General features: G+C 66.6%; 22 protein-coding genes and 1 riboswitch. Of the genes, 11 read left to right on the forward strand and 11 right to left on the reverse strand.

The annotated features are described in order from the left end of the window. Window position 1 precedes the first annotated feature (1 nt). The 4 genes from JAO74_RS02785 to ppdK all read left to right on the forward strand — a co-directional run bounded on the left by JAO74_RS02785 (window position 2) and on the right by ppdK (window position 6165). Complete coding sequence (locus tag JAO74_RS02785) at window positions 2–841, forward strand: glycine--tRNA ligase subunit alpha (RefSeq protein ID WP_199035196.1); 840 nt, start codon at window positions 2–4, stop codon at window positions 839–841. Continuing rightward, the gene (locus JAO74_RS02790) at window positions 838–1089 is read left to right on the forward strand and encodes a hypothetical protein (protein ID WP_199034757.1); all 252 of its coding nucleotides are present in this window, start codon (window positions 838–840) and stop codon (window positions 1087–1089) included. The genes JAO74_RS02785 and JAO74_RS02790 overlap by 4 nt, the downstream gene beginning before the upstream one ends. Further along, on the forward strand, window positions 1086–3434 hold the full coding sequence (glyS, locus tag JAO74_RS02795; protein WP_199034758.1) for a glycine--tRNA ligase subunit beta: 2349 nt from the start codon (window positions 1086–1088) through the stop codon (window positions 3432–3434). Before JAO74_RS02790 ends, glyS begins: the two co-directional genes overlap by 4 nt. Before the next feature lie 67 nt (window positions 3435–3501). Continuing rightward, entirely contained in the window at window positions 3502–6165 is a 2664-nt protein-coding gene (gene ppdK / locus JAO74_RS02800; RefSeq protein ID WP_199034759.1) for a pyruvate, phosphate dikinase, read from the forward strand. Window positions 6166–6214: 49 nt separating this feature from the next. Here the strand turns inward: ppdK and JAO74_RS02805 are convergent, their stop codons facing one another. The 8 genes from JAO74_RS02805 to JAO74_RS02840 are packed head-to-tail and all read right to left on the reverse strand — an operon-like array spanning window position 6215 to window position 13708. Continuing rightward, the gene (locus JAO74_RS02805) at window positions 6215–6589 is read right to left on the reverse strand and encodes a hypothetical protein (RefSeq protein WP_199034760.1); all 375 of its coding nucleotides are present in this window, start codon (window positions 6587–6589) and stop codon (window positions 6215–6217) included. A gap of 57 nt (window positions 6590–6646) precedes the next feature. After that, complete coding sequence (locus JAO74_RS02810; protein WP_199034762.1) at window positions 6647–7642, reverse strand: type II secretion system F family protein; 996 nt, start codon at window positions 7640–7642, stop codon at window positions 6647–6649. Window positions 7643–7655: 13 nt separating this feature from the next. Continuing rightward, the gene (locus JAO74_RS02815; RefSeq protein WP_199034764.1) at window positions 7656–8618 is read right to left on the reverse strand and encodes a type II secretion system F family protein; all 963 of its coding nucleotides are present in this window, start codon (window positions 8616–8618) and stop codon (window positions 7656–7658) included. Window positions 8619–8625: 7 nt separating this feature from the next. Further along, window positions 8626–9906, reverse strand: a complete 1281-nt coding sequence (locus JAO74_RS02820; protein ID WP_199034771.1) for an AAA family ATPase — start codon at window positions 9904–9906, stop codon at window positions 8626–8628. 1 nt (window position 9907) lies between these two features. Continuing rightward, window positions 9908–10537, reverse strand: coding sequence for a CpaD family pilus assembly protein (locus JAO74_RS02825; protein ID WP_199034772.1), 630 nt, complete (start codon window positions 10535–10537; stop codon window positions 9908–9910). A gap of 26 nt (window positions 10538–10563) precedes the next feature. After that, window positions 10564–12117, reverse strand: coding sequence for a type II and III secretion system protein family protein (locus tag JAO74_RS02830; protein WP_199034773.1), 1554 nt, complete (start codon window positions 12115–12117; stop codon window positions 10564–10566). A gap of 1 nt (window position 12118) precedes the next feature. Next, window positions 12119–13171 carry a Flp pilus assembly protein CpaB gene (cpaB, locus tag JAO74_RS02835; protein ID WP_199034774.1) on the reverse strand — a complete coding sequence of 351 codons (1053 nt, stop codon included), beginning with the start codon at window positions 13169–13171 and terminating at the stop codon, window positions 12119–12121. A 51-nt stretch (window positions 13172–13222) separates the two neighbouring features. Beyond that, the gene (locus JAO74_RS02840; protein ID WP_332908713.1) at window positions 13223–13708 is read right to left on the reverse strand and encodes an A24 family peptidase; all 486 of its coding nucleotides are present in this window, start codon (window positions 13706–13708) and stop codon (window positions 13223–13225) included. A 44-nt stretch (window positions 13709–13752) separates the two neighbouring features. Here JAO74_RS02840 and JAO74_RS02845 point away from each other — a divergent pair, with 44 nt between their 5' ends. Both JAO74_RS02845 and JAO74_RS02850 read left to right on the forward strand, forming a co-directional pair. Further along, the gene (locus JAO74_RS02845; protein ID WP_199034775.1) at window positions 13753–14871 is read left to right on the forward strand and encodes an NAD(P)/FAD-dependent oxidoreductase; all 1119 of its coding nucleotides are present in this window, start codon (window positions 13753–13755) and stop codon (window positions 14869–14871) included. A gap of 24 nt (window positions 14872–14895) precedes the next feature. Then, window positions 14896–15069 carry a YegP family protein gene (locus tag JAO74_RS02850; protein WP_199034776.1) on the forward strand — a complete coding sequence of 58 codons (174 nt, stop codon included), beginning with the start codon at window positions 14896–14898 and terminating at the stop codon, window positions 15067–15069. Between the two features lie 146 nt (window positions 15070–15215). Here JAO74_RS02850 and rnhA read toward each other — a convergent pair whose 3' ends face one another. The 3 genes from rnhA to ispH all read right to left on the reverse strand — a co-directional run bounded on the left by rnhA (window position 15216) and on the right by ispH (window position 17711). Next, a complete protein-coding gene (gene rnhA / locus JAO74_RS02855; RefSeq protein ID WP_199034787.1) occupies window positions 15216–15662 on the reverse strand; it encodes a ribonuclease HI in 447 nt (148 codons plus the stop codon). Beyond that, window positions 15643–16599, reverse strand: a complete 957-nt coding sequence (gene thrB / locus JAO74_RS02860) for a homoserine kinase (protein ID WP_199034789.1) — start codon at window positions 16597–16599, stop codon at window positions 15643–15645. Before thrB ends, rnhA begins: the two co-directional genes overlap by 20 nt. A 149-nt stretch (window positions 16600–16748) precedes the next feature. After that, complete coding sequence (gene ispH / locus JAO74_RS02865; RefSeq protein WP_199034790.1) at window positions 16749–17711, reverse strand: 4-hydroxy-3-methylbut-2-enyl diphosphate reductase; 963 nt, start codon at window positions 17709–17711, stop codon at window positions 16749–16751. A 106-nt stretch (window positions 17712–17817) separates the two neighbouring features. On the opposite strand from ispH, the gene JAO74_RS02870 reads away from it, so the two are divergent. From JAO74_RS02870 to gcvPB, 5 genes are all read left to right on the forward strand, one after another. Then, window positions 17818–18456 (forward strand): hypothetical protein, encoded by a 639-nt coding sequence (locus JAO74_RS02870; RefSeq protein WP_332908714.1) that lies wholly within the window; start codon window positions 17818–17820, stop codon window positions 18454–18456. Window positions 18457–18517: 61 nt separating this feature from the next. Continuing rightward, window positions 18518–18611, forward strand: a riboswitch (glycine riboswitch). Between the two features lie 167 nt (window positions 18612–18778). Beyond that, the gene (gene gcvT / locus JAO74_RS02875; RefSeq protein WP_199034791.1) at window positions 18779–19969 is read left to right on the forward strand and encodes a glycine cleavage system aminomethyltransferase GcvT; all 1191 of its coding nucleotides are present in this window, start codon (window positions 18779–18781) and stop codon (window positions 19967–19969) included. Between the two features lie 3 nt (window positions 19970–19972). After that, entirely contained in the window at window positions 19973–20341 is a 369-nt protein-coding gene (gene gcvH / locus JAO74_RS02880; RefSeq protein WP_199034792.1) for a glycine cleavage system protein GcvH, read from the forward strand. A gap of 138 nt (window positions 20342–20479) precedes the next feature. After that, complete coding sequence (gcvPA, locus tag JAO74_RS02885; protein ID WP_199034793.1) at window positions 20480–21838, forward strand: aminomethyl-transferring glycine dehydrogenase subunit GcvPA; 1359 nt, start codon at window positions 20480–20482, stop codon at window positions 21836–21838. Beyond that, window positions 21835–23415: an aminomethyl-transferring glycine dehydrogenase subunit GcvPB gene (gene gcvPB, locus JAO74_RS02890; protein WP_199034794.1), complete on the forward strand. Its 1581-nt coding sequence runs from the start codon at window positions 21835–21837 to the stop codon at window positions 23413–23415. Before gcvPA ends, gcvPB begins: the two co-directional genes overlap by 4 nt. Window positions 23416–23509: the final 94 nt, after the last annotated feature.

Below are 23509 nucleotides of genomic sequence, written 5' to 3' on the forward strand. Positions count from 1 at the left end.
CATGATCCTTACCCTCCATGACTATTGGAGCGATCATGGCTGCCTGATCCTGCAGCCCTACGACATGGAAATGGGCGCCGGCACCTTCCACCCGGCCACGACGCTGCGCGCGCTCGGCCCGGATACGTGGAACGCCGCCTTCGTCCAGCCCTGCCGCCGTCCCACCGACGGCCGCTATGGCGAGAACCCCAACCGGCTCCAGCATTACTACCAGTATCAGGTGATCCTGAAGCCCAGCCCGCCCGACCTGCAGGACCTGTATCTCGGCAGCCTCGCCGCGATCGGCGTCGACATGAACCTGCACGATATCCGCTTCGTCGAGGACGACTGGGAATCCCCCACGCTCGGCGCCTGGGGGCTCGGCTGGGAAGTCTGGTGCGACGGCATGGAGGTGACGCAGTTCACCTATTTCCAGCAGATGGGTGGTTTCGACATGAAGCCCGTCGCCGGCGAGCTGACCTATGGCCTCGAACGTCTCGCCATGTACATTCAGGACGTCGACAATGTGTACGACCTGAAGTTCAACGACGCCGGCGTATCCTATGGCGACGTCTTCCTCGAAAACGAGCGCCAGATGTCGACCTGGAATTTCGAGGTCGCCGACACCGACACGCTGTTCGACCAGTTTCGCAAATCCGCCGCCGAGTGCGAGAACTGCCTCTCGCGCGGCCTGCCGATCCCGGCGTACGAACAGGCGATCAAGGCCAGCCACACCTTCAACCTGCTCCAGGCCCGCGGCGTCATCTCCGTCGCCGAACGTCAGGCCTATATCGGCCGCGTTCGCGATCTGGCGAAGGGCGCCTGTGGTGCCTGGATGGAGAAGAACGGGTGGGCGGTGTGACGATGCTCGACCGGATGGAAGAAGGGTTGCTCGCGCGGAGGCGCGGAGACGCGGAGAAGAAGGGGATTGTTGCGCTCGCCTTTCGCCCGGCACGCCTGCCCCGCACGCCGATCCATAATAAGCGCCTGCGGCGTTCAGGAGAACATCGGCCCCACCCACGTCCGAACAACTCAGATCTTCTTCTCCGCGTCTCCGCGCCTCCGCGCGAACAAATCATTTCTTCCTTCTTCGGCCCTGAAACACGATGACCGACTTCCTCCTCGAACTCCGTTCCGAAGAAATTCCCGCGCGGATGCAGGACAAGGCGCGGGATGATCTCGCCCGCCTGTTCACCGCCGAACTGGCAAAGTCCGGCCTCTCCGCCGCCGCGATCGTCACCTACGCCACGCCCCGCCGCCTCGCGCTGATCGCCCGCGATCTGCCGCCTGAGACGCTGGCCGTGTCCGAAGAGGTGAAGGGACCGAAAACCTCCGCCCCGCCACAGGCGCTCGACGGCTTCCTCCGCAAGACCGGCCTGACCCGCGACCAGCTGGTCGAACGCGACGGCATCTTCTTTGCCGTTACTGAAAAGCCCGGCCGCGCCACCGCGTCCGTGCTGGCCGAGGCGATTCCCGCGATCATTCGCGCGTTCCCATGGCCGAAATCGATGCGCTGGGGCGCCGCCTCCACCTCGACCGAGTCACTTCGCTGGGTCCGCCCGTTGCACGGCATCGTCGCCCTGCTCGGTGAGACGATCGTTCCCATCGAAATCGCCGGCATCACCAGTTCGGCGACGACCTATGGCCATCGTTTCCACCACCCCGGTCCGATCACGATCGGATCGGCGGCGGATTATGTCGAGAAGCTGCGCGCCTGCCACGTCATCATCGATCAGGCCGAACGCCAGTCGATCATCGCGCTCGGCGCCACCATGGCCGCCGCGAAGGCCGGGCTGACGCTGGTTCGCGATGAGGGGCTGCTGATCGAGAATGCCGGCCTGGCCGAATGGCCGGTGCCGCTGCTCGGCCGCTTCGACGAACAATTCCTCGCCGTCCCGCCGGAGGTGATCCAGCTCACCGCGCGCGTGAACCAGAAATATTTCGTCTGTCGTGATGCGGCGGGCAATCTGGCGAACGCCTTTGTCTGCACCGCCAATATCGACGCGCATGACGACGGCGCCAAGATCGTCGAGGGCAACCGCAAGGTCCTCGCCGCCCGCCTCGCCGATGCTCGCTTTTTCTACGACACCGACCTGAAGGTGCCGCTCGACGACCTGCATCCGAAGCTGGAAAAGATCGTCTTCCACGAGCGGCTCGGCACCGTCGCCGACAAGGTCGATCGCGTCGCGAAGCTGGCCAGATGGCTGGTGGAAGAGGGCATCGTCACCCAGTCCCCCTCCCGCTCGCGGGAGGGGCTAGGGGAGGGCCTGTCCGCAAACGAAGCGCTGTCCGTGACAAGCCCTCCCCCGACCCCTCCCGCAAGCGGGAGGGGAGAATTGGCGGCACAGGCCGAACGCGCTGCCCGCCTCGCCAAGGCGGACCTCGTCACCGGCATGGTCGGCGAATTCCCCGAGCTACAGGGCCTGATGGGCGGCTACTACGCCGCCGCGCAGGGCGAAGACCCCGCCGTCGCCGCCGCGATCCGCGATCATTACAAGCCGGTCGGGCAGGGCGACGACGTGCCGACCGACCCGGTCACGGTCGCGGTGTCGCTGGCGGACAAGCTGGATACCGTCGCGTCGTTCTTCGCCATCGGCGAATTGCCGACGGGTTCGAAAGACCCGTTCGCATTGCGCCGCGCCGCACTCGGCATCCTGTTGCTGATCGAGCGGTCGTCGCTGCGCCTGCGACTTCATCAGGCGTTCGACTTCGCCGTGGGCGAGGTCGCCCAGTCCTTCGGCTATACCGTCGCCATGCGGATCGGCGGCGATCTCGCCGCCGTCTTCGACAAGACGGCGCGAGACTTCGCCAGCACGCGCGAACTCATTCAGAGCCTGCTGCACGACGAACGGGTCGGCGTTCACGAGGACAACCCCGTGGTGTCCGCCTTCCTCGAATCATCCAACCGCGCGACACCGGCGTTGCTGTCGTTCTTCGCCGACCGCCTCAAGGTTCAGCAGCGCGAGGCCGGCGTTCGCCACGACCTGATCGACGCGGTGTTCGCGCTTGGCGGCGAGGATGATCTCGTCCGCCTGCTCGCCCGCGTCCGCGCGTTGCAGGCGTTCGTCACGACCGAGGACGGCACCAACCTCCTCGCCGGCTACAAACGCGCCGCCAATATCCTGAAGAAGGAAAATGTCGCCCTCGCGGGGGAGGGTGCCGCTCCTTTGGCAGCCGCCGCGTCGACACCCTTCTACACGCCGGAACCTGCCGAGGCCGCGCTCCACGCCGCGCTCGACGCGGCCGAACCCGCCGCCGCCGATGCGGTGGCACAGGAGGATTTCGAGGCCGCGATGGCAGCGCTCGCCACCCTCCGCGCGCCGATCGATGCGTTCTTCGACGCCGTCACCGTGAACGACGTCGATCCCGACAAACGCATCGCCCGCCTCGCGCTCCTCGCCCGCGTTCGCGCCGCCGTCCACACGGTCGCCGACTTTTCGAAAATCGAGGGCTGACGACCGCGTTTAACTTGTTTAACAGGGCGCCATGATCGTCCCTTCAGGGACCAGCGAGGAACCGGCCATGACGCAGTATGTCTATCGATTCGGCGGCGGTGTTTCGGACGGCGGTTCGGGCGACCGGAACCTGCTCGGCGGCAAGGGTGCGAATCTGGCAGAAATGGCATCGATCGGCCTGCCGGTGCCGCCGGGCTTCACCATCTCGACCGAATTCTGCGCCGTCTATTATGACGAGGGCGGCAGCTTCCCGCAGAGCCTGCGTGACGAGGTCGCCACCGGCATCGCCCATATCGAGGGCGTCACCGGCAAGACATTCGGCAACGCCGCCGACCCCCTGCTCGTCTCGGTCCGCAGCGGCGCGCGCGCGTCGATGCCCGGCATGATGGACACCGTCCTCAACCTCGGGCTGAACGACGAGACGGTCGAGGGGCTCGCGGCGACATCGGGCGATGCGCGGTTCGCGTGGGACAGCTATCGCCGCTTCATCCAGATGTACGCCGATGTCGTCCTCGAACTCGATCACGGCGCGTTCGAGGAAGCATTGGAGATCGCCAAGGAAGACCAGGGCTTTACCCTCGACACCGAACTCAGCGCCGACGATCTCCGCACACTGGTCGCCGAATATAAGGCGCTCGTCGAGAAGCAGTGGAACAAGCCGTTCCCGCAGGACGTGCACGACCAGCTATGGGGCGCGGTCGGCGCGGTGTTCGGATCGTGGCAATCGGAACGTGCCAAGGTTTATCGCCGGCTGAACGACATCCCCGCCGCCTGGGGCACCGCCGTCAATATTCAGGCGATGGTCTTCGGCAATATGGGCGAGACGTCGGCCACCGGCGTCGCCTTCACCCGCGATCCGTCGAAGGGCGACCGCGCCTATTACGGCGAATTCCTCATCAACGCGCAGGGTGAGGACGTCGTCGCCGGCATCCGCACCCCGCAATATCTGACGAAGACCGCGCGCGAGGAAGCCGGCGCCAAGCCCGCCTCGATGGAAGAAGCCATGCCCGAGGTGTATGGCGAGCTGGCCGCCGTCTTCGACACGCTCGAAACCCACTACCGCGACATGCAGGACATCGAATTCACGGTGGAGCGTACCAAGCTCTGGATGCTCCAGACCCGCAGCGGCAAGCGCACCGCCAAGGCCGCGCTGAAGATCGCGGTCGACATGGCGAACGAGGGTCTCATCACGCATGAGGAAGCGATCCTGCGCGTCGAGCCGATGGCGCTCGACCAGCTGCTCCACCCCACGCTCGACCCGAACGCGCATCGCGATGTGATCGCCAAGGGCCTGCCCGCATCTCCCGGCGCCGCGTCCGGCGCGGCGGTATTCGATGCCGACACGGCCGAACGCTGGGCGGCGGACGGCAAGGCGGTGATCCTGATCCGCACGGAAACCAGCCCCGAAGACATCCACGGCATGCACGCGGCCAAGGGCATCCTGACCGCGCGCGGCGGCATGACCAGCCACGCCGCTGTCGTCGCTCGTGGCATGGGCCGCCCTTGCGTTTCCGGCGCCGGCGGCATCTCGATCTCCGCCAAGGACAAGGTGATGCGCGTTGCCGGTCGTGAGGTGCGCGAGGGCGATACGCTGACCCTCGACGGCACGACCGGCGAAGTCATGGCCGGTCTCGTCGCCACGGTGCAGCCTGAACTAGCCGGCGATTTCGGCACGCTGATGGTCTGGGCTGACGAGGTCCGCCGCCTGAAGGTGCGCGCCAACGCCGAAACCCCACTCGACTGCCGCACCGCGCGGGAATTCGGCGCGGAGGGCGTCGGCCTTTGCCGTACCGAGCATATGTTCTTCGATGCCGCCCGCATCACCGCGGTCCGCCAGATGATTCTGGCCACCGACGAGAAGGGCCGCCGCGTCGCGCTCGACAAGCTGCTGCCCGCTCAGCGCAGCGATTTCGCCGAGATCTTCGAGGTCATGGCGGGCCTGCCCGTTACCGTCCGCCTGCTCGATCCGCCGCTGCACGAATTCTTGCCGCACGAGGAAAACGAGTTCGAGGAGGTGGCGCAAGCCGCCGGCATCGATATCGACACGCTCAAGCGCCGCGCTGCGGAGTTGCACGAGTTCAACCCGATGCTCGGTCATCGCGGCTGCCGCCTGGGCGTTACCTACCCTGAAATCTACGAGATGCAGGCCCGCGCCATCTTCGAGGCCGCAATCGACGTCGCCGAAAAGAGCGGCACCGCGCCGATCCCCGAAGTCATGATCCCACTCGTCGCCACCAAGCGCGAACTCGATCTGATGAAAGCGGTCGTCGACAAGGCTGCCAAGGCCGTGTTCGAGGAACGCGGTCGGACGATCGAATATCTCGTCGGTACGATGATCGAACTGCCCCGCGCCGCATTGAAGGCTGGCGAGATCGCGGAGTCGGGCGAATTCTTCTCGTTCGGCACCAACGACCTGACCCAGACGACGCTCGGTGTCAGTCGGGACGACGCAGCCCGCTTCCTCGGCGCTTATGTCGAACAGGGCATCTACGCGAAGGACCCGTTCGTCAGCATCGACGTCGAGGGGGTCGGCGAACTGATCGAACTCGCCGCCGAACGCGGTCGTAAGACGCGCCCCGATATCAAGCTGGGCATCTGCGGTGAACATGGCGGCGATCCGGCGAGCATCGCTTTCTGTGAGAAGATCGGCCTCGATTACGTATCGGCCTCACCTTACCGCGTCCCGATCGCGCGACTGGCGGCGGCACAGGCAGCGTTGAACGCGCGATAATCAGACGATGCCGGTCATCCTTCCTGTTGAAGGATGACCGGCCTGTTTTTCAACGATCGACCGCCGTCCGCGGCTGCCAATCGAACCATCCGCGCCGCTCGCCGACCGGATAGGCTGGCCGTGCCCGATTGACCGCCACCGGCCGCGTCGCCACGGTTTCCGTTCGCGTACCGACCGCCAGATCGCGCTCGACGACAGGCGCCGTCCGCACCCGATTGGTCTCGGCCTGAGCTTCGGTCGCGCGCGCCTCGGCCGCTGCGATCCGCGCGTCTGCATCCTTGCGTGCCGCCGCATGCGCCTCGCGCTCGACGGAATAGCGGTCCTTCCACTTGCGCCCGCCGGGATGGCTGGCCAGGCCCAATAGCCAGCCGGCGATCAGGGCCAGCGCCAGCACCGCGAACTGCGTCGGGGTCGAAAACAACATCGCATCACTCCTGTTACGGAAGGTCAACGATCCGCCCCGGCGCTTGGTTTCAGCGGCTCAATTCCCGCTTAGCAGCGCATCCTTGATCGAACAGGCCGCCGGTCCCAGGATCACGACGAACAGCACCGGCAGGATGAAACAGATCAGCGGCACGGTCATGATCGCCGGCAGGCGCGCCGCCTTTTCCTCCGCCCGCATCATCCGTTCGTTGCGGAATTCCGACGACAGGACGCGCAGCGCGGAGGCGAGGGGGGTGCCGTATTTCTCGGTCTGCACCATCGTCGTCGTCACGCCCTTCACCGCCTCCAGCGCGACACGCATGGCGAGGTTTTCGAACGCCTGTCGACGGTCGGTCAGGAAACCCAGTTCGATCGCGGTCAGCGTAAATTCCTCACCCAGTTCGGGATAGGCGCGACCCAGTTCGCGGGCCACGCGGTGGAACGCCGCATCCACCGTCAACCCGGCCTCGGCGCAGATCACCAGCAGATCGAGCGCATCGGGTAACCCCTTGCGGATCGCGTCGGACCGTTTGGCGATCCGGTTCTTCAGAAAGATGTCGGGCGCCTTGTACGACAGGATCAGCGTACCTGCGACCAGCGCATATTTCTTCATCGGCGACCATTCGGCAAAGCCGTTGGTGGCATAGACCCAGAAGCCGATGATCCCGCCCAGCACAACCGGCATCGCCAGCCGGCCGAAGATCACCGCGACCGCCCATTCCTTCGACCGGATGCCCGCCTGCAACAGCTTCAGCTGCGCGTCCTTGATCTGGCTTTCCTGCAGCATCTTCATCGATCCCAGCAGCGACCGCAGCCGGTCGGTGGTCTCGTTTCGTTGCACCAGCTTCGCGCGCCGCTTGGTCGATGCGGTGATGCCCGCCTTCAACTGCTCGCGCCGGTCGTTCAGCGCCTTCACGCGCTTGGCCATCGGGTCACGCACGGTCGTGGCGGCATAGATCGCCACCATCACCGCAAATGCCGCGACGCCCGACAGGATCGTCGCAACCCAGATCACGTCGACGCCCAACAGCGTCGGTCCGGCGGTCTCGCCCATCAGCCGTGGTTCCTCAAATCTCGAAACTGATCATCTTGGCCATGATGAACGCGCCGATGCTCATCCACATCATGCCCCCCATGCCCGTCACCATCAGCCGTTCGTCGACGAAGAACTTGCCGATATACAACGGGTTGATGAACCAGATCAGGCCGAACACGATGAACGGCAGCGACCCGATGATATAGGCGGATGCCTTGGATTCGGACGACATCGCCCGGATCTTCAGCTTCATCTGCGCGCGCTTGCGCAGCACATCGGCCAGATTGGCCAGCGTCTCGGCCAGATTGCCGCCGGTCTCGCGCTGGATCGCGATGGTGATGACGAAGAACTGGAATTCGGGCGTGCCCAACCGGTCGGCGGTTTCCTGCAACGCCGCGTCCATCGTCCGGCCGATCTTCATCTTGTCGGCGATGGCGCGGAATTCCTCGCCGATCGCGCCGTCCACCTCGGCCCCGACGACGCCGATCGTCTCGCTGATCGGCAGGCCGGACCGCAGGCCACGGACCAGCAACTCGATCGCATCGGGGAACCGGGCGGTGAACTTGCCTACCCGCCGCCCGATGACCTTGGCCACCACCAGATGTGGCAGACCCGCCCCGATCGCGAGCGACATCATCAGCGCCATCAGCACCGGCAATCCCCGCAACAGCGTCACCAGCAGGATGACGACCGTCAAGCCGGCCGTCGTCATGCCGTATTGGCCGACCGTCCAGTCCTTGCCCGTCATCGCCAGCCGCTTTGCCAGCAGCGCGCGGTTGGGCAGGATGCGGCCGAACGCGATATCCATCTTGGTATCGCGCGTATTGGAGATACCGCGCGTCTGCCCCGTCACGATGACGTCGGCGGCATGACGGTTGCGCAGCCCGGCCAGCCGTCGCGCCTGGATGCGCGACGTGGACGGGCCGGAAAAGGCCATGACGCCGATGGCCAGCACCAGCGAACAACCCAGCATCAGCAGGAGGAGCGGCAGCATCTTGCGCCTACTTCTTCTGGGGCGAGCGCTTCGCCATCAGGCTTCTGAAATCGCCGATCTTGCCCAGCAGCGTCGTTGTCTTCGCAGCCCCCACGACGTCGCCACCGACACTCGTTCCCATACGTGACAGGGCGGTGACCAGATCGACCAGCGGCGTTACCGTTTTGGTCGTCTTGCCCGCCTCGGCCAGTGGCTTGCCCAGCTTGGCTGCCTGACACGCCAGTTTCTGGTCCATCGGCACGCTGAAATCGATCTTGCGCTCGATCGATGTCTCGAAATCCTTGCGCGTGATCTCCGGCGTGCCGGCGGTCAAAACCCGGTTCGCCAGCACCTGCACCTGACATTGCGGGGCGTTCGATTTCATCCAGGACAGCAGGCGGATCGTGTCGCGCGCCGCCGCCAGCGTCAGCTCGGTGACGATCACTGCGGTCTGCACGTCGCTCATCAGGTGCGGATGCTGGACCAGCATCGTGCGCGGGAGGTCGACGATCGTGCATTCGAAGCTGGCGCGCATTTCTTCCTGCAATTGGTAAAAGGCGGCACCATCGGTGACGAGCGGCGCGTTGATCGGCGCCTCGGCCGACAGGACCGCCAGCTTCTCCGATGCGCGGACCATCGCGCGTTCGATGAACAGGCCATCGATCCGGCTGGGATTCTCGATCGCGTCGGTCAGGCCGCGGCCCGGCTCCAGATCGAGCGACAGCGCAGCGGTACCGAAGTGGATGTCGAGATCGAGCAACGCGGTCGATTGCCCCTCGCGCTCCGCCAGCAACCACGCGACCGACGATGCGACTGTCGAAGCACCGACCCCGCCGCGCGCACCGATCACCGCGATCGCCGCATGCGGTCGGTCGACCGCGACATCGGCGGCCTTCGGGGCATGGAGCAACGCCTGCGCCTGCCCGAACGCGTCGCGCAGCATGTCGGGATGCAGCGGCTTCAGCAGGTAATCCTGAATGCCGCTGGCGACGAGATCGCGGTACAGGCGCACGTCGTTGACCTGTCCGGCGGCGATCACTACCGTTCCCGGCTCGCACACCTCGGCCAAGCCGTTGATGTCGTTCAGCGGATCACCCGATTCGGCCAGATCGACGAACAGGATCTGCGGGCTGGCCGACACCGACAGCGCCTGCACGCCGGCGCGCAGGCCGCCTTTGTGGATCTTTTCGACCGACCAGCCCAGTTCCGCGACGACGGGGCGCAGCGCATCGGCGGTGGTGTCGTCGCATACATAGGCGACGAAGGGTTCGCGAATGCCCGCGCCCGCCGGTTTCCAGGGTGCGTTCATCCTACTTCCCTCCCGCCGATTCGGCCTTCACGTTCGCGCCGCCGCCACCGCTGGGGGCCGCCTTGCGGAACAGATCGATCGATTTGTACACCGTCATCGGATCAGCCATGCCGGATGCGCCCGCGCCGCGGATCAGGTCCTGCGGATTGGCGATCATCGCCGCCAGATTGCTGTTGGTGGAACAGCCATAGCCCGACGACGTGTTCTGTTCGTAATCCACTGACGAATCGCGCGACCAGTCCGGGCATCCCGGCACATGCGCCCTCATCCGGCTGACCACGATACGGACGGTGCCGGGCGCGACCGTGCCCGCCGATACCGGCGCATCATCGGCCAGCAACAGGCCGAAACCGGAGACGATCTCCGCCACCGCGTCGCGCGACCCCGCCGCCGGATCGTCGATCGCGATCCGGTCGCCATAGCCAGTACGAAGCCCGGCCAGCCAGCCCTGCAACCGCTGCGCCTCGCCGGACGCCAGCGAACCGCCCGCTGTTTGCAGGTCGAGCACATAATCCGTCCGGGCGACCACCGGCTGGTGAACCGATTCCAGCCCGCGGTTGCGGGTGCCGGTGCACCCACTGACGGCCAGCGCCGGGATCAGGCAGGCGAGTAGGAGCGAACGCGTGGTCATCGAAGCGATTCCTCGGGAAGCGGCGATCATTGCGTGAAACCAGGGGCCGGCGCGCCGGCGCGTGCCTTGCGGGGGGACGCTGCCGGCATGGCGGCGCCGGGGGTGGGGGCGGCCTGCACCGGCGGCGCCATCATCGGCACCGGCCGCTGCCCGCCGGTCTGGCCATCGCTCAGCCTGCCCAGCAGGATACGCTCGGCATCGGTCGGCGCCTTGTAGCCATCGACCGGCAGGGCCACCTCCGCCGGGCTATCCATCGGTTTCACCAGATAGGGGGTGATGATGATGACCAGCTCGGTCTCGTTGCGCTGCCAGCTGTTCGATCGAAACAGCGATCCCAGGATGGGGATGTCACCCAGGAACGGCGCCTTGTCGATCGAGTTGTTGCGCGAATTCGACAGCAGACCGGCGATCATCAGGCTCTGCCCCGATCCCAGTTCCACCGTGGTTTCCGCTCTACGCGAACTGATCCCCGGCACGCGCGTACCGTTCAGCGCGACCGCGTTCGAATAATCGAGCTGCGACACTTCCGGCCGGACCCGAAGCGAGATGCGGCCGTCCGACAGCACCGTTGGTGTATAGGCCAGGCTGATGCCATATTGCTTGAACTCCACCGACACCGCGCCTAGCCCCTGAGCGATCGGGATAGGGATTTCGCCGCCGGCGAGGAAACTGCCCGTCTCGCCCGACAGCGCCGTCAGGTTCGGATTGGCGAGCGTCGTTACCTGCCCGATGGTCTCGCCCAGATCGATGGCCGACAACAGGTCGAGACCCAGTAGCGATCCGGCGGCATTCAGCGTCGTACCGATGCCGCTGGGGGCGGGAAACTTGAACAGCTTGTCGCCCGGCCGCGCGCCGTTGGTGTCGACGGGCGCATTCAGCTGACCGACCACGCCCGGCACGGTGCTGATCGTTCCCTGACGACCCTGTGCGATGCCGAACAGGAAATTGCTACCGCCCCGGCTCTGGCCTGTCAGGTTGACGCCGACGTTCTTGACGAAGCCGCGCGTCACCTCCGCAAAACGCACCTGCAGATTGACCTGCAACGGCGTCGCGGTGCGCAGGTGCGACAGCACCTTCATGCCGTCACCGACGAACGCCTGTACCAGCCGCTCCGCCTCGGCCGCATCGCCCGGCGTCGCGACCGTGCCGGTCAGCAGCATCATGCCGTTCATCGGCGTCGTCACGACCTTGGCATCCGGCATCGCCAGCGCCAGCATCGCGCCGACCGAATCGAGGTTGTTGCCCACCCGCACCGTTGTCGTGAACACCACCGCCCCGCCGCGCGCCGTGGCCGAGATCGTCGTCTCGCCGGTCTTCTTGCCGAAGATGTACAACTGGGTCGGCGAACGGACCTGCACGTCGGCGATCGAGTCGTCGGCGATGAACAGATCGCTCATCGGCCGGGCCAGCGTCACCAGCCGCCCGCGACCGGTATTGACCTGGACGACCGGCGCAGCGCTGGGAGCGGCGGTCGCGACCACCGGCATCGTCTGCGCGGTAACGGGCATCGTCGGCATGGCGAGGGCGAGGCACAGCGTGCCACCCAGCGGCTTCCCCAGCACCTTCATCGAAACGCGCATCTTACTTTCCCCCCACCGACACGGCGGACACGTTGTTGCCACGGGCGATCCGCACGACCGGGCCGCTCGGCACCGGTGCCTGCGCGGTGCCGCCGGGAATGGTCGCTGGTGCGCCGCCCGAGGCCATCATGCCGTTCGACGACATGCTGCTGACGCCCGAGTCCGGCGCCCGGCCGGGTACGGACCGGCGCTGAAAGCGGGAGACGTCGGCGCCGGTCGCATAGGTCGAGGCGCCGGTTTGCGGCTGGCTGGCCAGTTGCAGCATCATCGCCTTCTCGGCACGCGGGTCGCCATCCGGCACCTTCACCGCGCCCGATGCGATCGCCTCTTCCAGCTCGCTCGAATTGTCGGCGATCGACCGCAGCGACAGCGACAGCGAACCCAGCGTCTGGGCGACCGCGATCTGCTCCGCGATCTTCGGCGTCGCCTCGATCGTCACGTTCGAGAATGTGCGGACCACGGTCTTGCCGTCGTCGCCCGCGATATTGTCGGTGCGCTGGTCGGTGGCGAGCACGCGCAGGTTGCGCATGATCGTCTCCGAAACATGCAGCGGCGTCCCGTCACCACCACCGGCGACGGATTGCGTCAGCACCAGATCGATCCGGTCACCCGGAAACACGAAACCCGCGACCGCCGCCTGTGCCGATACCGGCACCGTCACCGCGCGCATCCCCGGCCCGAGTGCCGCGGCCAGAAAGCCACGATCGCCCGGCTTCACCAGCGCGCCCTGCGTCACCGGCTGCCCGGCGGTGATCGGGTTGCGGACCACGGTGCCCTGCAACTTGGCCAGATCGGTGCTGGCCTTCAGGTAATAGGCATTGTCGACCAGTTCGCGCGGCCAAGGCTGGAATTTCAGCGCGGTGGCATCCAGGATGGTGCCGATCGGCAGGGCGCGGGTCGCCACCAGCACTTCCGGGCCGTTGACCACCGGCGGCTGGTTGGCGGCGGCGGCCTGCGGCGCGGCGCTGCCGGCGATCAGCGACCGCGCGAACAGCGCGGTGACGACCGCCACTATCAGCGCGCCGACCAGCAGAATGACCTTGCGACTATCCATGTATCTCTCTCGCGCCTTTCGAAGGGCCGTCGGTTGATCCGACGTTAATCATCAGCCAAATTGGTTAAGGATGGGTTCGCGCAGGGTCAGAATGCCCGCGATGGCGATAGCCACCCCGTACGGCACCTCCACCGCACCCGCCGGATCGCCCCGCTTCAACCGCCGCTCGACGATCATCGCCAGCGTCACCGCGCCACCGGCCAGCGACATCACGACCAGCATCGTCACGAACAGGTGCAGCGGCAGCCACAGGCTCAGCGCCGCGATCAGCTTCACGTCGCCGCCGCCCATCGCCCCGATGTGGAATGCGAACGCGAATACGCCCAGCGCCGCCAGCGACAGCGCCAGTTGCAGCGGCACACCCGGCCACAGCGTCGCACCATTCGCCCACCACCATAAGGGCGCCAGCAGCACCAGCGCCGCGCTCTTGCGGTTGGCGATCTCGCGCGTGCGGGCATCTTCTATCCCCGCCGATAACAGCAGGGCGACGGCGACCAGCACCAGCGCGATCCGAACGAAATCCCATTCCATGGCCATGCGGTGTAGACGGCAGGGCTTGCGAAACCGTAACCGGACATTCGATGACCGATCACCCCGTCCTCAACCCTGGTAACGGCGGCCGATACGACGTCGCGATCGCCGGTGGCGGCATCGCCGGCGCCAGCCTCGCCGCCGCGCTCGCGCCGCATGCTCGCGTCGTGGTGCTGGAATCCGAATCGACCCCCGGTCTCCATGCGACCGGGCGATCGGCGGCGTTCTGGTCGGAAACCTATGGCGGCCCGGCGATCCAGCCGTTGACCACGGCATCGGGGGCGGCGTTGCGCGACGGCGGTTTTCTCGAGTCGCTGGGATCGCTGCATATCGGCCGTGCGAGCGACTCGGTGGCGGCGGCGGCGTTCCTCGACGAATTCCGCGACAGCCCCGTCGCGCTCGAACCGGTCGATCCGCACGCCCATGTTACCGGCCTGCGCGACGACTGGACGATCGGTATCTGGGAACCGAGCTGCGCCTATATCGACGTCGCCGGGCTCCACGCTCATTATCTGGCACAGGCACGCCGCGCCGGGACGGCGATCGTCACCGATGCCGGCGTGCAATCGGCGGCCCGTCAGGATGGACAATGGTCGATCGAGACGCCCGCCGGCCGCTTCATCGCCCCCGTGCTGGTCAACGCCGCTGGTGCCTGGGCGGACGTGGTGGCCATACGCTGCGGCGTCCGGCCGATCGGAATCCGGCCCTATCGCCGCACGATGGTGCAATTGCGCACCGATCCCGCACCGCCAGCCGGCCTGCCGCATGTCGCCGACATCGCCGGCGGCTTCTATTTCAAACCCGAATCGGGCGGCCGTCTATGGCTGTCGCCGCATGACGAAATCCCCACCGACCCGTGCGACGCCGCGCCGGAAGAAATCGACGTCGCCATCGCGATCGATCGGTTGCAGGGCGCGGTCGATTGGCGGATCGAGGGGGTGGAACATCGCTGGGCCGGCCTGCGCAGCTTCGCGCCCGATCGTCGCCCCGTCTATGGCTTTGCCGAACCCGGCTTTTTCTGGTGCGCGGGGCAGGGGGGCTTCGGTATCCAGACCGCGCCGGCCGCTGCGACGCTCGCGGCGGCGCTGATACTGGGGCGATCGCCTGACCTGCCCGGCGTCGATCCCGCCTGCTATGCGCCGGGCCGGTTCGTTGATAGCATCCGCTGATCCGGCAAGAGCAGGAGAGCAACGATGGCGCATAAATTCGTGATCGAGCAGAACAAGGCTGGCGAGTATGTCGCCAAGTTCAAATACAACAGCGAAACGATCTTCTGGACCGAAGGCTATACCAGCAAGGCCGGCGCCCGGAATGCCATCGCCTCCGTCCTGAAAAACGGTCCGGAGGCTCCGGTCGAAGAAGTATAGTCAGATGCCGGGCCAGTGATCCCCGGCGGAGGCCGGGGTCCAGTTGGGAGTTCCGTCGTAGTTTATCGCAACCCTTCACCCAACTGGACCCCGGCCTCCGCCGGGGAACAATGGGCAGTTTCCGGCCTGATCGACACCCCGATCGCTTACCCCCGCCCGGCCACCACCGCCGCATCGGACGCCAGCTTGTCGACCCGCTCGTTATCCGGGTGGCCGGCATGGCCCTTCACCCATTTCCAGTCGATCTTGTGCGGCTTGGCGGCATCCAGCAGCGCCTGCCACAGTTCGGCATTCTTCACCGGCTTCTTGTCCGCCGTCTTCCAGCCATTGCGCTGCCAGCCGTGGATCCACTTGGTCAGGCCGTCCATCACGTACCGGCTGTCGGTCGACAGCGTCACCGCACACGGCCGGGTCAGCGCCTTCAGTCCCTCGATCGCCGCAGTCAGTTCCATCCGGTTGTTGGTCGTGAGCTTCTCGCCGCCCGACAATTCCTTTTCCTGCCCACCGGCGCGGATCAGCGCACCCCAGCCGCCCGGACCCGGATTACCCTTGCACGCACCATCCGTCGCGATTTCAACCGGCATCAAATTCATTGTCCCGTTCATACCAATCAAGCCGCCGCGCATAGGCGAGGGGGTCCTTGCGTGTCACCAGCGCATCGGCCGGCGTATTCAGCCAGTCCCACGCCCGTGTCAGCAGGAACCGCAGGCAAGCCCCCCGCGCCAGCACCGGCAACGCCGCCCGCTCCGCTACCGACAGCCCGAACGCCTCGTCATAGCCCTCGACCAGCGCGCGGCCGACCGCCGGGTCCAGTGGCTCGCCCGCCGGATCGAACGCCCAGGCCGAATGCATCACCGCCAGATCGTACGCCCGCACGTCGGTGCAGGCGAAATAGAAATCGATCAGCCCCGTCACCCGATCGTTCAACATCAGGACGTTGTCGGGAAACAGATCGGCATGGATCACGCTGACGGGCAGGTCCCGCGGCCAGTCCTGCTCCACCGCCGCCAGCGCGCGATCGACCCGATCGTACAGCCCCGCCTGAATCGTATCGAGCGACCGTCCGCACCGCTCCAGCAGGGGCCGCCAGTCATCGATGCCCAGCGTATTGGGCCGTCCGCCGTCGAAGCTCGCCAGACTGCGATGCATCACCCCCATCGCCGCCGCCGCCGCCCGCGCCTGCGCTGCAGTCGGTCGCGTCACCGACACGCCCGACAGGAATTCGATCAGGCAGGCAGGCCGCCCCTCCAGTTCCTGGATCACCCGGCCGTCGCGATCGGGCAACCCGCGCGGCACCAGATTGCCGTCGCCCGCCAGATGGTCGAGCATCGCGAAGAAGAATGGCAGATCGTCCGCCGCCACCCGCTTCTCGTACAGCGTCAGGATGAAGCGCCCGGTCGTCGTATCGACCAGATAATTGGAATTCTCGACCCCCTCCGCGATCCCCTTTGCCGACGCCAGCGCGCCATGATCGTAGCGCGACAGAAATGCCGTCAGCGCCTCGGCCGACACCTGCGTATAAACAGCCATCGCTTAGTCTAAGCCTCTGATCGATGGTTCAGAACACCTACCCCCCCCGTCATTCCCGCGAAGGCGGGGATCCATAAACTCCGAACCCTGCAATTTTCATGGTCCCGGGATTATGGATTCCCGCCTTCGCGGGAATGACGGTAAATAAATTAGGCCGCCGCCGCTTCCAGCCCGCGCGGCAGCTTGAACGCGATCGTCTCACGCGTCGTCTCTTCCTCGCGCTCGGACACCACGAACCGCTCCGACAGCCGCTCCACCAGTTCGCGCACCAGCAGTTCGGGCGCGGAGGCTCCCGCGGTCAGGCCCAATGTCCCGACGCCGTCCAGAAACGCCCAGTCGAGATCGGCCGCCCGCTGGATCAGCTTGGCCCGAATCCCCTCGCGCTCGGCGACCTCGACCAGCCGCACGGAGTTCGACGAATTGGGCGCGCCGATCACCAGCATCGCATCGCACTGCGCCGCGATCGCCTTCACCGCCGCCTGCCGATTAGACGTGGCGTAACAGATGTCCTCGCCCCGCGGCGCCTGCATCAAGGGAAAGCGCCGCTGCAACGTCGCCACCACGGCGGCGGTGTCGTCGACCGACAGCGTCGTCTGCGTCAGGAACGCGAGGTTGGCGGGGTCGGGCGGGGAGAACGTCTCGGCATCCGCATCCGTCTCGATCAGCGTCATGGCACCTTCCGGCACCTGTCCGAACGTGCCGATCACCTCGGGATGGCCGGCATGGCCGATGAACACGATATGCCGCCCGGCCGCGACCAGCCGCTCCGCCTGCCGGTGGACCTTCGACACCAGCGGGCAGGTCGCGTCGAGATAATCAAGGCCCCGGTCCTGCGCCGCTGCCGGCACCGATTTCGGTACGCCATGCGCGGAGAAGACGACCGGCGCGCCGTCAGGCACCTCGTGCAGTTCCTCGACGAAAATCGCGCCCTGCGCCTTCAGCGTGTCGACCACGAACTTGTTGTGGACGATCTCGTGCCGGACATAGACGGGCGCGCCGTGCTTTTCGATCGCCAGCTCGACGATCCGGATCGCCCGGTCGACGCCGGCGCAAAAGCCGCGCGGCGCGGCGATCAGGAGGTCGAGCGGCGGCTTGGCGAAGGGCGTCTGCATGGTGCCGGCCTTACGCGATTGCTTGCGCCCGTCCAAGCCGGTTCCTATGGCTGCGGGCAAAGGGCCAGCCGATCCGCCGGCCGCTTGCAAAAGGTATGCGTCGCCCGTGAAAGCCCCCCTTCTGATCGCCGCCTCCACCGCCGTCCTGCTCGCCGGCTGTGCCAGCAAGGGTGAGATCGACGCGACCGGCGGCGTCTCCGCGGTCCGTTCCGCCTGCCCGGTCGTCGGCGTGCCCGCCGGCACCGGCGACGTCACGGTCTTCGATCCGCCGACCAGTCAGGCGCAGTCCGCGATCGATCTGGTCGCGACCATGACCAACGTGCGCGGCACCTGCGCCGATGCGACCGACGACATCGTCACCACCGTCAGCTTCGACGTGCAGGCCCGCCGCCTGCGCACCGACGGCGCCCGCGACGTGCAACTGCCCTATTACATCGCGGTCGTCCGCGGCGGCACCAACCCCGTCGCCAAGCGCGTTAGCACGATCCAGCTGCATTTCGACGCCGGTCAGGCCCGTGCGCAGGCCAGCGGCACCGCCACCACCACCGTCTCCCGCGCTGCCGCGACGCTGCCGCCCGAGGTGCGCGAGCGCCTGACCCGCCGGCGCAAGGCCGGCGACGACGATGCCGCCGTCGATCCGCTGACCCAGCCCGAGGTACGCAAGGCTGTCCTTTCCGCCAGTTTCGAGGCGCTGGTCGGCTTCCAGCTCAACGAAGCGCAACTGCGCTATAATGTGACGCGATAAGGCAAGTTACACGATCCCCGATTGACTAAACCGGCGGGGCTGGCCAGAGCCGGTCCCGTCGATGCCCCGCGCGGGAGAGACCCCGGACTTGATCCGGGGCGCCGAAGGAGCAACCGCCCCGGAATCTCTCAGGCACCAGGGACCGCGCGAGGATATACGACACTCTGGAAAGCGCCGCTGACCTTTCAGGTCGATGGCCACCGAAGGGGTAAGCCGCGCGTCCGTCAGACACGCCGGCGAAAGCTCTCAGGTCCCGTGACAGAGGGGGTTCGGATCGATCGCGGGCGTCCCGCCGTCGTCCGCCCTTTTTGGAGACGGTACCATGAGCGACCTACCAGCCGACACGCTCCTCAACGTCGAAGATGCACCCGAAGATCAGGAAGAGCCGCAGCTCCTCCCGCTCGACGCGTGGCACCGCGCCCATGGTGGCCGCATGGTCCCGTTCGCCGGCTATATCATGCCCGTCCAGTATGAGGGCATCATGGCCGAGCATCTTTGGTGCCGCGAGAATGCCGGCCTGTTCGACGTCAGCCATATGGGCCAGCTCGTCTTCACCGGCGACGGCGTCGATCCGGCGCAGGCGCTCGAAGCCGTTCTTCCCGGCGACATCACCGGTCTCGGCCAGAACCGCATGCGCTATTCGCTGCTGCTGAACGAAGAGGGCGGCGTGCTCGACGACCTGATGGTCACCCGCCGCGCCGGCGAGGAAGGCACCGACGAAATCTACGTCGTCGTCAACGGGGCGACCAAATACGACGATATCGGCCACTTCCTCGATTCGATGTCCGACGACATCACCATCAACCTGCGGGACGAACAGGCGCTGCTCGCGGTGCAGGGTCCCAAGGCGGTCGACGCCGTCTCGCGCCTGATCCCCGGCGTCGAAGCGCTGGTGTTCATGACCGCCGGCGCGTTCGAATGGAATGGCACGCCGCTGTGGATCAGCCGCTCGGGCTATACCGGCGAGGACGGCGTCGAAATTTCGATCCCCGCCGAACACGCCGCCGCCTTCGCCGACGCGATCTGTGCCGAACCCGAAGTGAAGCCGATCGGCCTCGGCGCCCGCGACTCGCTTCGGCTGGAGGCGGGCCTGCCGCTCTACGGTCACGATCTCGATCCCGAGACGACGCCGGTCATGGCCGATCTCGGTTTCGCCCTGTCGAAGCGCCGCCGCGAGGCCGGTGATTTCGCCGGTGCCGCCCGCATCCTCGCCGAGCGCGAATCCGGCCCCGCCGTGAAGCGCGTCGGCCTGATCGTCACCGGCCGCCAGCCGGTGCGTGAGGGCGCGTCCGTCGTCGCCGAGGACGGCTCGGTCATCGGCCGCGTCACCTCCGGCGGCTTCGCCCCGACGCTCGGCGCACCGATCGCCATGGCCTATGTCCCCGCCGCCCTCGCGATCGTCGGCACCGCCGTCCGCCTGATCCAGCGCGGCAAGGTCCACGATGCGACCGTGTCGGCGATGCCGTTCGTTCCCCATCGCTACGTCCGCCAATCCACCAAGACTGGAGCCTGAAGAATGCGCTATTTCACCGAGGATCATGAGTGGATCGACGTCGAGGGTGCGATCGGCACCGTCGGCATTTCGAACTATGCCCAGAGCCAGCTCGGCGACATCGTGTTCGTCGACGTGCCCGCCGATGGCCGCGAACTGGCCAAGGGCGACGAAGCCGCCGTCGTCGAATCGGTGAAGGCCGCGTCGGACGTCTATTCGCCCGTCTCCGGCGCCGTGATCGAAGGCAATCCGGCACTCGCCGACTCGCCCGATCTGGTGAACTCGGACGCCGAAGGCGAAGGCTGGTTCTTCCGCATCACGCTGTCGGACGAAGGCGAACTGGACAGCCTGATGGAAGAGGCCGCCTACGAAGCCTTCGTCGCCAAGCTCTAAACCTTCTTCCCCCCTCCCGCTCGCGGGAGGGGTCGGGGGTGGGCAGTGCTCGACGGCGAAAGCCGAAACGAGCGCGTCCCGTACCCCAAAAACGCCCACCCCCAGCCCCTCCCGTCAGCGGGAAGGGAGGAGCACGAAATGCGCTACCTGCCGCTCACCCAGCCCGACCGCGACGCGATGCTTGACGTCATCGGCGCCGACACGATCGACGCGCTGTTCGTCGATGTGCCCAAAGACGCCCGCCTCGACGGTCCCGTCCGCGACCTGCCGAACCACGCGTCCGAACTGGCGGTCGAACGGCACATGACCGCGCTCGCCCGCAAGAACACCGTGGCGGGCGAAGTGCCGTTCTTCCTAGGCTGCGGCGCGTATCGCCATCACGTGCCGGCCTCGGTCGATCACCTGATCCAGCGCGGCGAATTCCTGACCGCCTATACGCCGTACCAGCCGGAAATCGCGCAGGGCACGCTTCAGATGCTCTTCGAATTCCAGACCCAGGTCGCCCGCCTGCTCGGCACCGACGTGGCGAACGCCTCGATGTACGACGGCTCGACCGCCTGCTGGGAAGCGATCGGCATGGCCCGGCGCATCACCCGCAAGGGCAAGGCGATCCTGTCGTCGGGCCTGCATCCGCATTATGTGTCGGTCGCCAGGACGATGGCGAAATATACCGGCGACGTGCTCGACACGACCACGCCGTGGCTCGTCCCCGACATGGATATCGACCGGCTGATCGGCGCGATCGATGACGATACGTCGTGCGTCGTCGTCCAGTATCCCGACATCCTCGGCCGCATCGCCGACCTGAGGCCGCTGGCGGACGCCGCCCATGCGAAGAAGGCGCTGCTGATCGTCGTCGTCACCGAACCCGTCGCGCTTGGCGCGCTGAAGTCGCCCGGCGAGATGGACGCCGATATCGTGGTGGGCGAGGGGCAGTCGCTCGGCGTCGGCCTGCAATTCGGCGGGCCCTATGTCGGCCTGTTCGGCTGCAAGGACAAATATGTCCGTCAGATGCCCGGCCGCCTGTGCGGCGAAACGGTAGACGCGGACGGCCGCCGCGGCTTCGTGCTCACGCTGTCGACGCGTGAGCAGCATATCCGTCGCGAAAAGGCGACGTCGAACATCTGCACCAACTCCGGCCTTTGCGCGCTGGCCTTCTCGATCCACATGACACTGCTGGGTGAGGCTGGTCTCCGCCAACTGGCCGAGGTCAATCACGCCGGCGCGGTCGCTGCCGCGATACGCCTTTCGCAAATTCCCGGCGTCGAGCTGGTCAACACCGGTTTCTTCAACGAATTCACGCTGAAGCTGCCGGTCGAGGCACGCCCCGTCGTTCGCACGCTGGCCGATCGCGGTATCCTGGCCGGCGTCTCGCTCGGCCGGCTCTATCCGGGCGAAGGCGACCTCGCCAACGGCCTCGTCGTCGCCGTCACCGAGACGACCACCGCGGAGGATGTCGAAACCCTTGCCGCCGCGCTCCAGGAGATACTGGCATGAGCATCAATCAGAGCGGCTGGCGCCCGACCACGCCGACCAAGGGCAACGACGCCGCACCGACCTTCACCGGCAACAAGGCGCTGATGCTGGAGGAAGCGCTGATCTTTAAGATCGGCGATGCGACCACGACGGGTGTTGATTTCACCGGCTTCGGTGCGCCCACCGCGGCGGATGACAAGCTGTCCGGCCTCGCCCGCACCGCCCCGATCGGCCTCCCCGGCCTGTCGGAGCCGGAGACCGTCCGTCATTACACCCGCCTGTCGCGCCAGAACTACGCCATCGACCTCGGCCTGTTCCCGCTCGGCAGCTGCACGATGAAGCACAATCCGCGCCTCAACGAGAAGATGGCGCGACTGCCGGGCTTCAGCGACATCCACCCGCTCGCTCCCGTCGATACGGTGCAGGGGGCGCTGGAGGTCATCCATCAGCTCGCGCACTGGCTCGTCACGCTTACCGGCATGACTAGCGTCGCGATGAGCCCGAAGGCCGGTGCGCACGGCGAACTCTGCGGTATCCTCGCCATCAAGGCGGCACTGGCCAAGCGCGGGGAGGGCGCCCGCAAGGTCATCCTCGTGCCCGAATCGGCGCACGGCACCAATCCCGCCACTGCCGCCTTTGCCGGCTTCGCGGTGGAGGACATTCCTGCCACGCCCGATGGCCGCATCGATACCGCCGCGCTGATCGCCCGGCTCGGTCCCGATGTCGCCGGCGTGATGATTACCAATCCCAATACCTGCGGCCTGTTCGAATGCGACCTGAAGACGATCTCCGATGCGGTCCATGCCGCCGGCGGCTACGTCTATTGCGACGGCGCGAACTTCAACGCCATCGTCGGCCGCGTGCGCCCCGGCGATCTCGGCGTCGATGCGATGCACATCAACCTGCACAAGACCTTCTCCACTCCGCATGGCGGCGGCGGACCCGGCTCCGGCCCGGTGGTCTTCTCGGAAGCATTGACGCCCTTCGCGCCGCTCCCCTTCGTCGAAAAGCAGGGTGAGCATTTCGTCCTGATCGAGGAGGAAACCGCCGGCGAGCATCACGCCGACAGCTTTGGCCGCATGGTCGCCTTCCACGGCCAGATGGGCATGTTCACTCGCGCGCTGACCTACATCCTCAGCCACGGCGCCGATGGCCTGCGTCAGGTCGCCGAAGATGCCGTCCTCAACGCCAACTATGTGCTGCGCAGTCTGGAGGACGTGCTCCACGCGCCGTTCGCTGGCGCGGGGCCTTGCATGCACGAGGCGCTATTCTCCGATTCGAACCTTGCCGACGGCTTCTCGACGCTCGACGTGGCCAAGGGGCTGATCGACGAGGGCTATCACCCGATGACGGTGTATTTCCCCCTCGTGGTCCACGGCGCGATGCTGGTGGAACCGACCGAGACGGAATCGAAGGCCGCACTCGATCAGTTCATCGGTGCGCTTCGTTCGGTGGCGGAACGGGCCAAGGCCGGCGACGCCTCGCTGAAGACCGCCCCCCACTTCGCGCCCCGCAGCCGGCTCGACGAGACGCAGGCGGCGCGCAAGCCCATCCTCGTCTGGAAGGAACCCGCACCCATCGCGCAGGCCGCCGAATAAGGCATCGTCCGCCCCCAGTCCCGGACATGGGGGCGGCTGTCCTACAGGCGGCAGATCGGCTATGCTCCGTGGGCGGCGCCTCCACGCCCGCCGG

The organism is Sphingomonas mollis (assembly GCF_016427505.1).
In the GTDB taxonomy this organism is placed as follows: Bacteria; Pseudomonadota; Alphaproteobacteria; order Sphingomonadales; family Sphingomonadaceae; genus Sphingomonas; species Sphingomonas mollis.

Excerpts from the sequence above, each read along its gene's own strand:
- JAO74_RS02785 (WP_199035196.1), top strand. The coding sequence starts at position 2 with ATGATCCTTACCCTCCATGACTATTGGAGCGATCATGGCTGCCTGATC.
- glyS (WP_199034758.1), top strand. The coding sequence starts at position 1,086 with ATGACCGACTTCCTCCTCGAACTCCGTTCCGAAGAAATTCCCGCGCGG.
- ppdK (WP_199034759.1), top strand. The coding sequence starts at position 3,502 with ATGACGCAGTATGTCTATCGATTCGGCGGCGGTGTTTCGGACGGCGGT.
- JAO74_RS02805 (WP_199034760.1), bottom strand. The coding sequence starts at position 6,589 with ATGTTGTTTTCGACCCCGACGCAGTTCGCGGTGCTGGCGCTGGCCCTG.
- JAO74_RS02810 (WP_199034762.1), bottom strand. The coding sequence starts at position 7,642 with ATGGGCGAGACCGCCGGACCGACGCTGTTGGGCGTCGACGTGATCTGG.
- JAO74_RS02815 (WP_199034764.1), bottom strand. The coding sequence starts at position 8,618 with ATGCTGCCGCTCCTCCTGCTGATGCTGGGTTGTTCGCTGGTGCTGGCC.
- JAO74_RS02820 (WP_199034771.1), bottom strand. The coding sequence starts at position 9,906 with ATGAACGCACCCTGGAAACCGGCGGGCGCGGGCATTCGCGAACCCTTC.
- JAO74_RS02825 (WP_199034772.1), bottom strand. The coding sequence starts at position 10,537 with ATGACCACGCGTTCGCTCCTACTCGCCTGCCTGATCCCGGCGCTGGCC.
- JAO74_RS02830 (WP_199034773.1), bottom strand. The coding sequence starts at position 12,117 with ATGCGCGTTTCGATGAAGGTGCTGGGGAAGCCGCTGGGTGGCACGCTG.
- cpaB (WP_199034774.1), bottom strand. The coding sequence starts at position 13,171 with ATGGATAGTCGCAAGGTCATTCTGCTGGTCGGCGCGCTGATAGTGGCG.
- JAO74_RS02840 (WP_332908713.1), bottom strand. The coding sequence starts at position 13,708 with ATGGCCATGGAATGGGATTTCGTTCGGATCGCGCTGGTGCTGGTCGCC.
- JAO74_RS02845 (WP_199034775.1), top strand. The coding sequence starts at position 13,753 with ATGACCGATCACCCCGTCCTCAACCCTGGTAACGGCGGCCGATACGAC.
- JAO74_RS02850 (WP_199034776.1), top strand. The coding sequence starts at position 14,896 with ATGGCGCATAAATTCGTGATCGAGCAGAACAAGGCTGGCGAGTATGTC.
- rnhA (WP_199034787.1), bottom strand. The coding sequence starts at position 15,662 with ATGAATTTGATGCCGGTTGAAATCGCGACGGATGGTGCGTGCAAGGGT.
- thrB (WP_199034789.1), bottom strand. The coding sequence starts at position 16,599 with ATGGCTGTTTATACGCAGGTGTCGGCCGAGGCGCTGACGGCATTTCTG.
- ispH (WP_199034790.1), bottom strand. The coding sequence starts at position 17,711 with ATGCAGACGCCCTTCGCCAAGCCGCCGCTCGACCTCCTGATCGCCGCG.
- gcvT (WP_199034791.1), top strand. The coding sequence starts at position 18,779 with ATGAGCGACCTACCAGCCGACACGCTCCTCAACGTCGAAGATGCACCC.
- gcvH (WP_199034792.1), top strand. The coding sequence starts at position 19,973 with ATGCGCTATTTCACCGAGGATCATGAGTGGATCGACGTCGAGGGTGCG.
- gcvPA (WP_199034793.1), top strand. The coding sequence starts at position 20,480 with ATGCGCTACCTGCCGCTCACCCAGCCCGACCGCGACGCGATGCTTGAC.
- gcvPB (WP_199034794.1), top strand. The coding sequence starts at position 21,835 with ATGAGCATCAATCAGAGCGGCTGGCGCCCGACCACGCCGACCAAGGGC.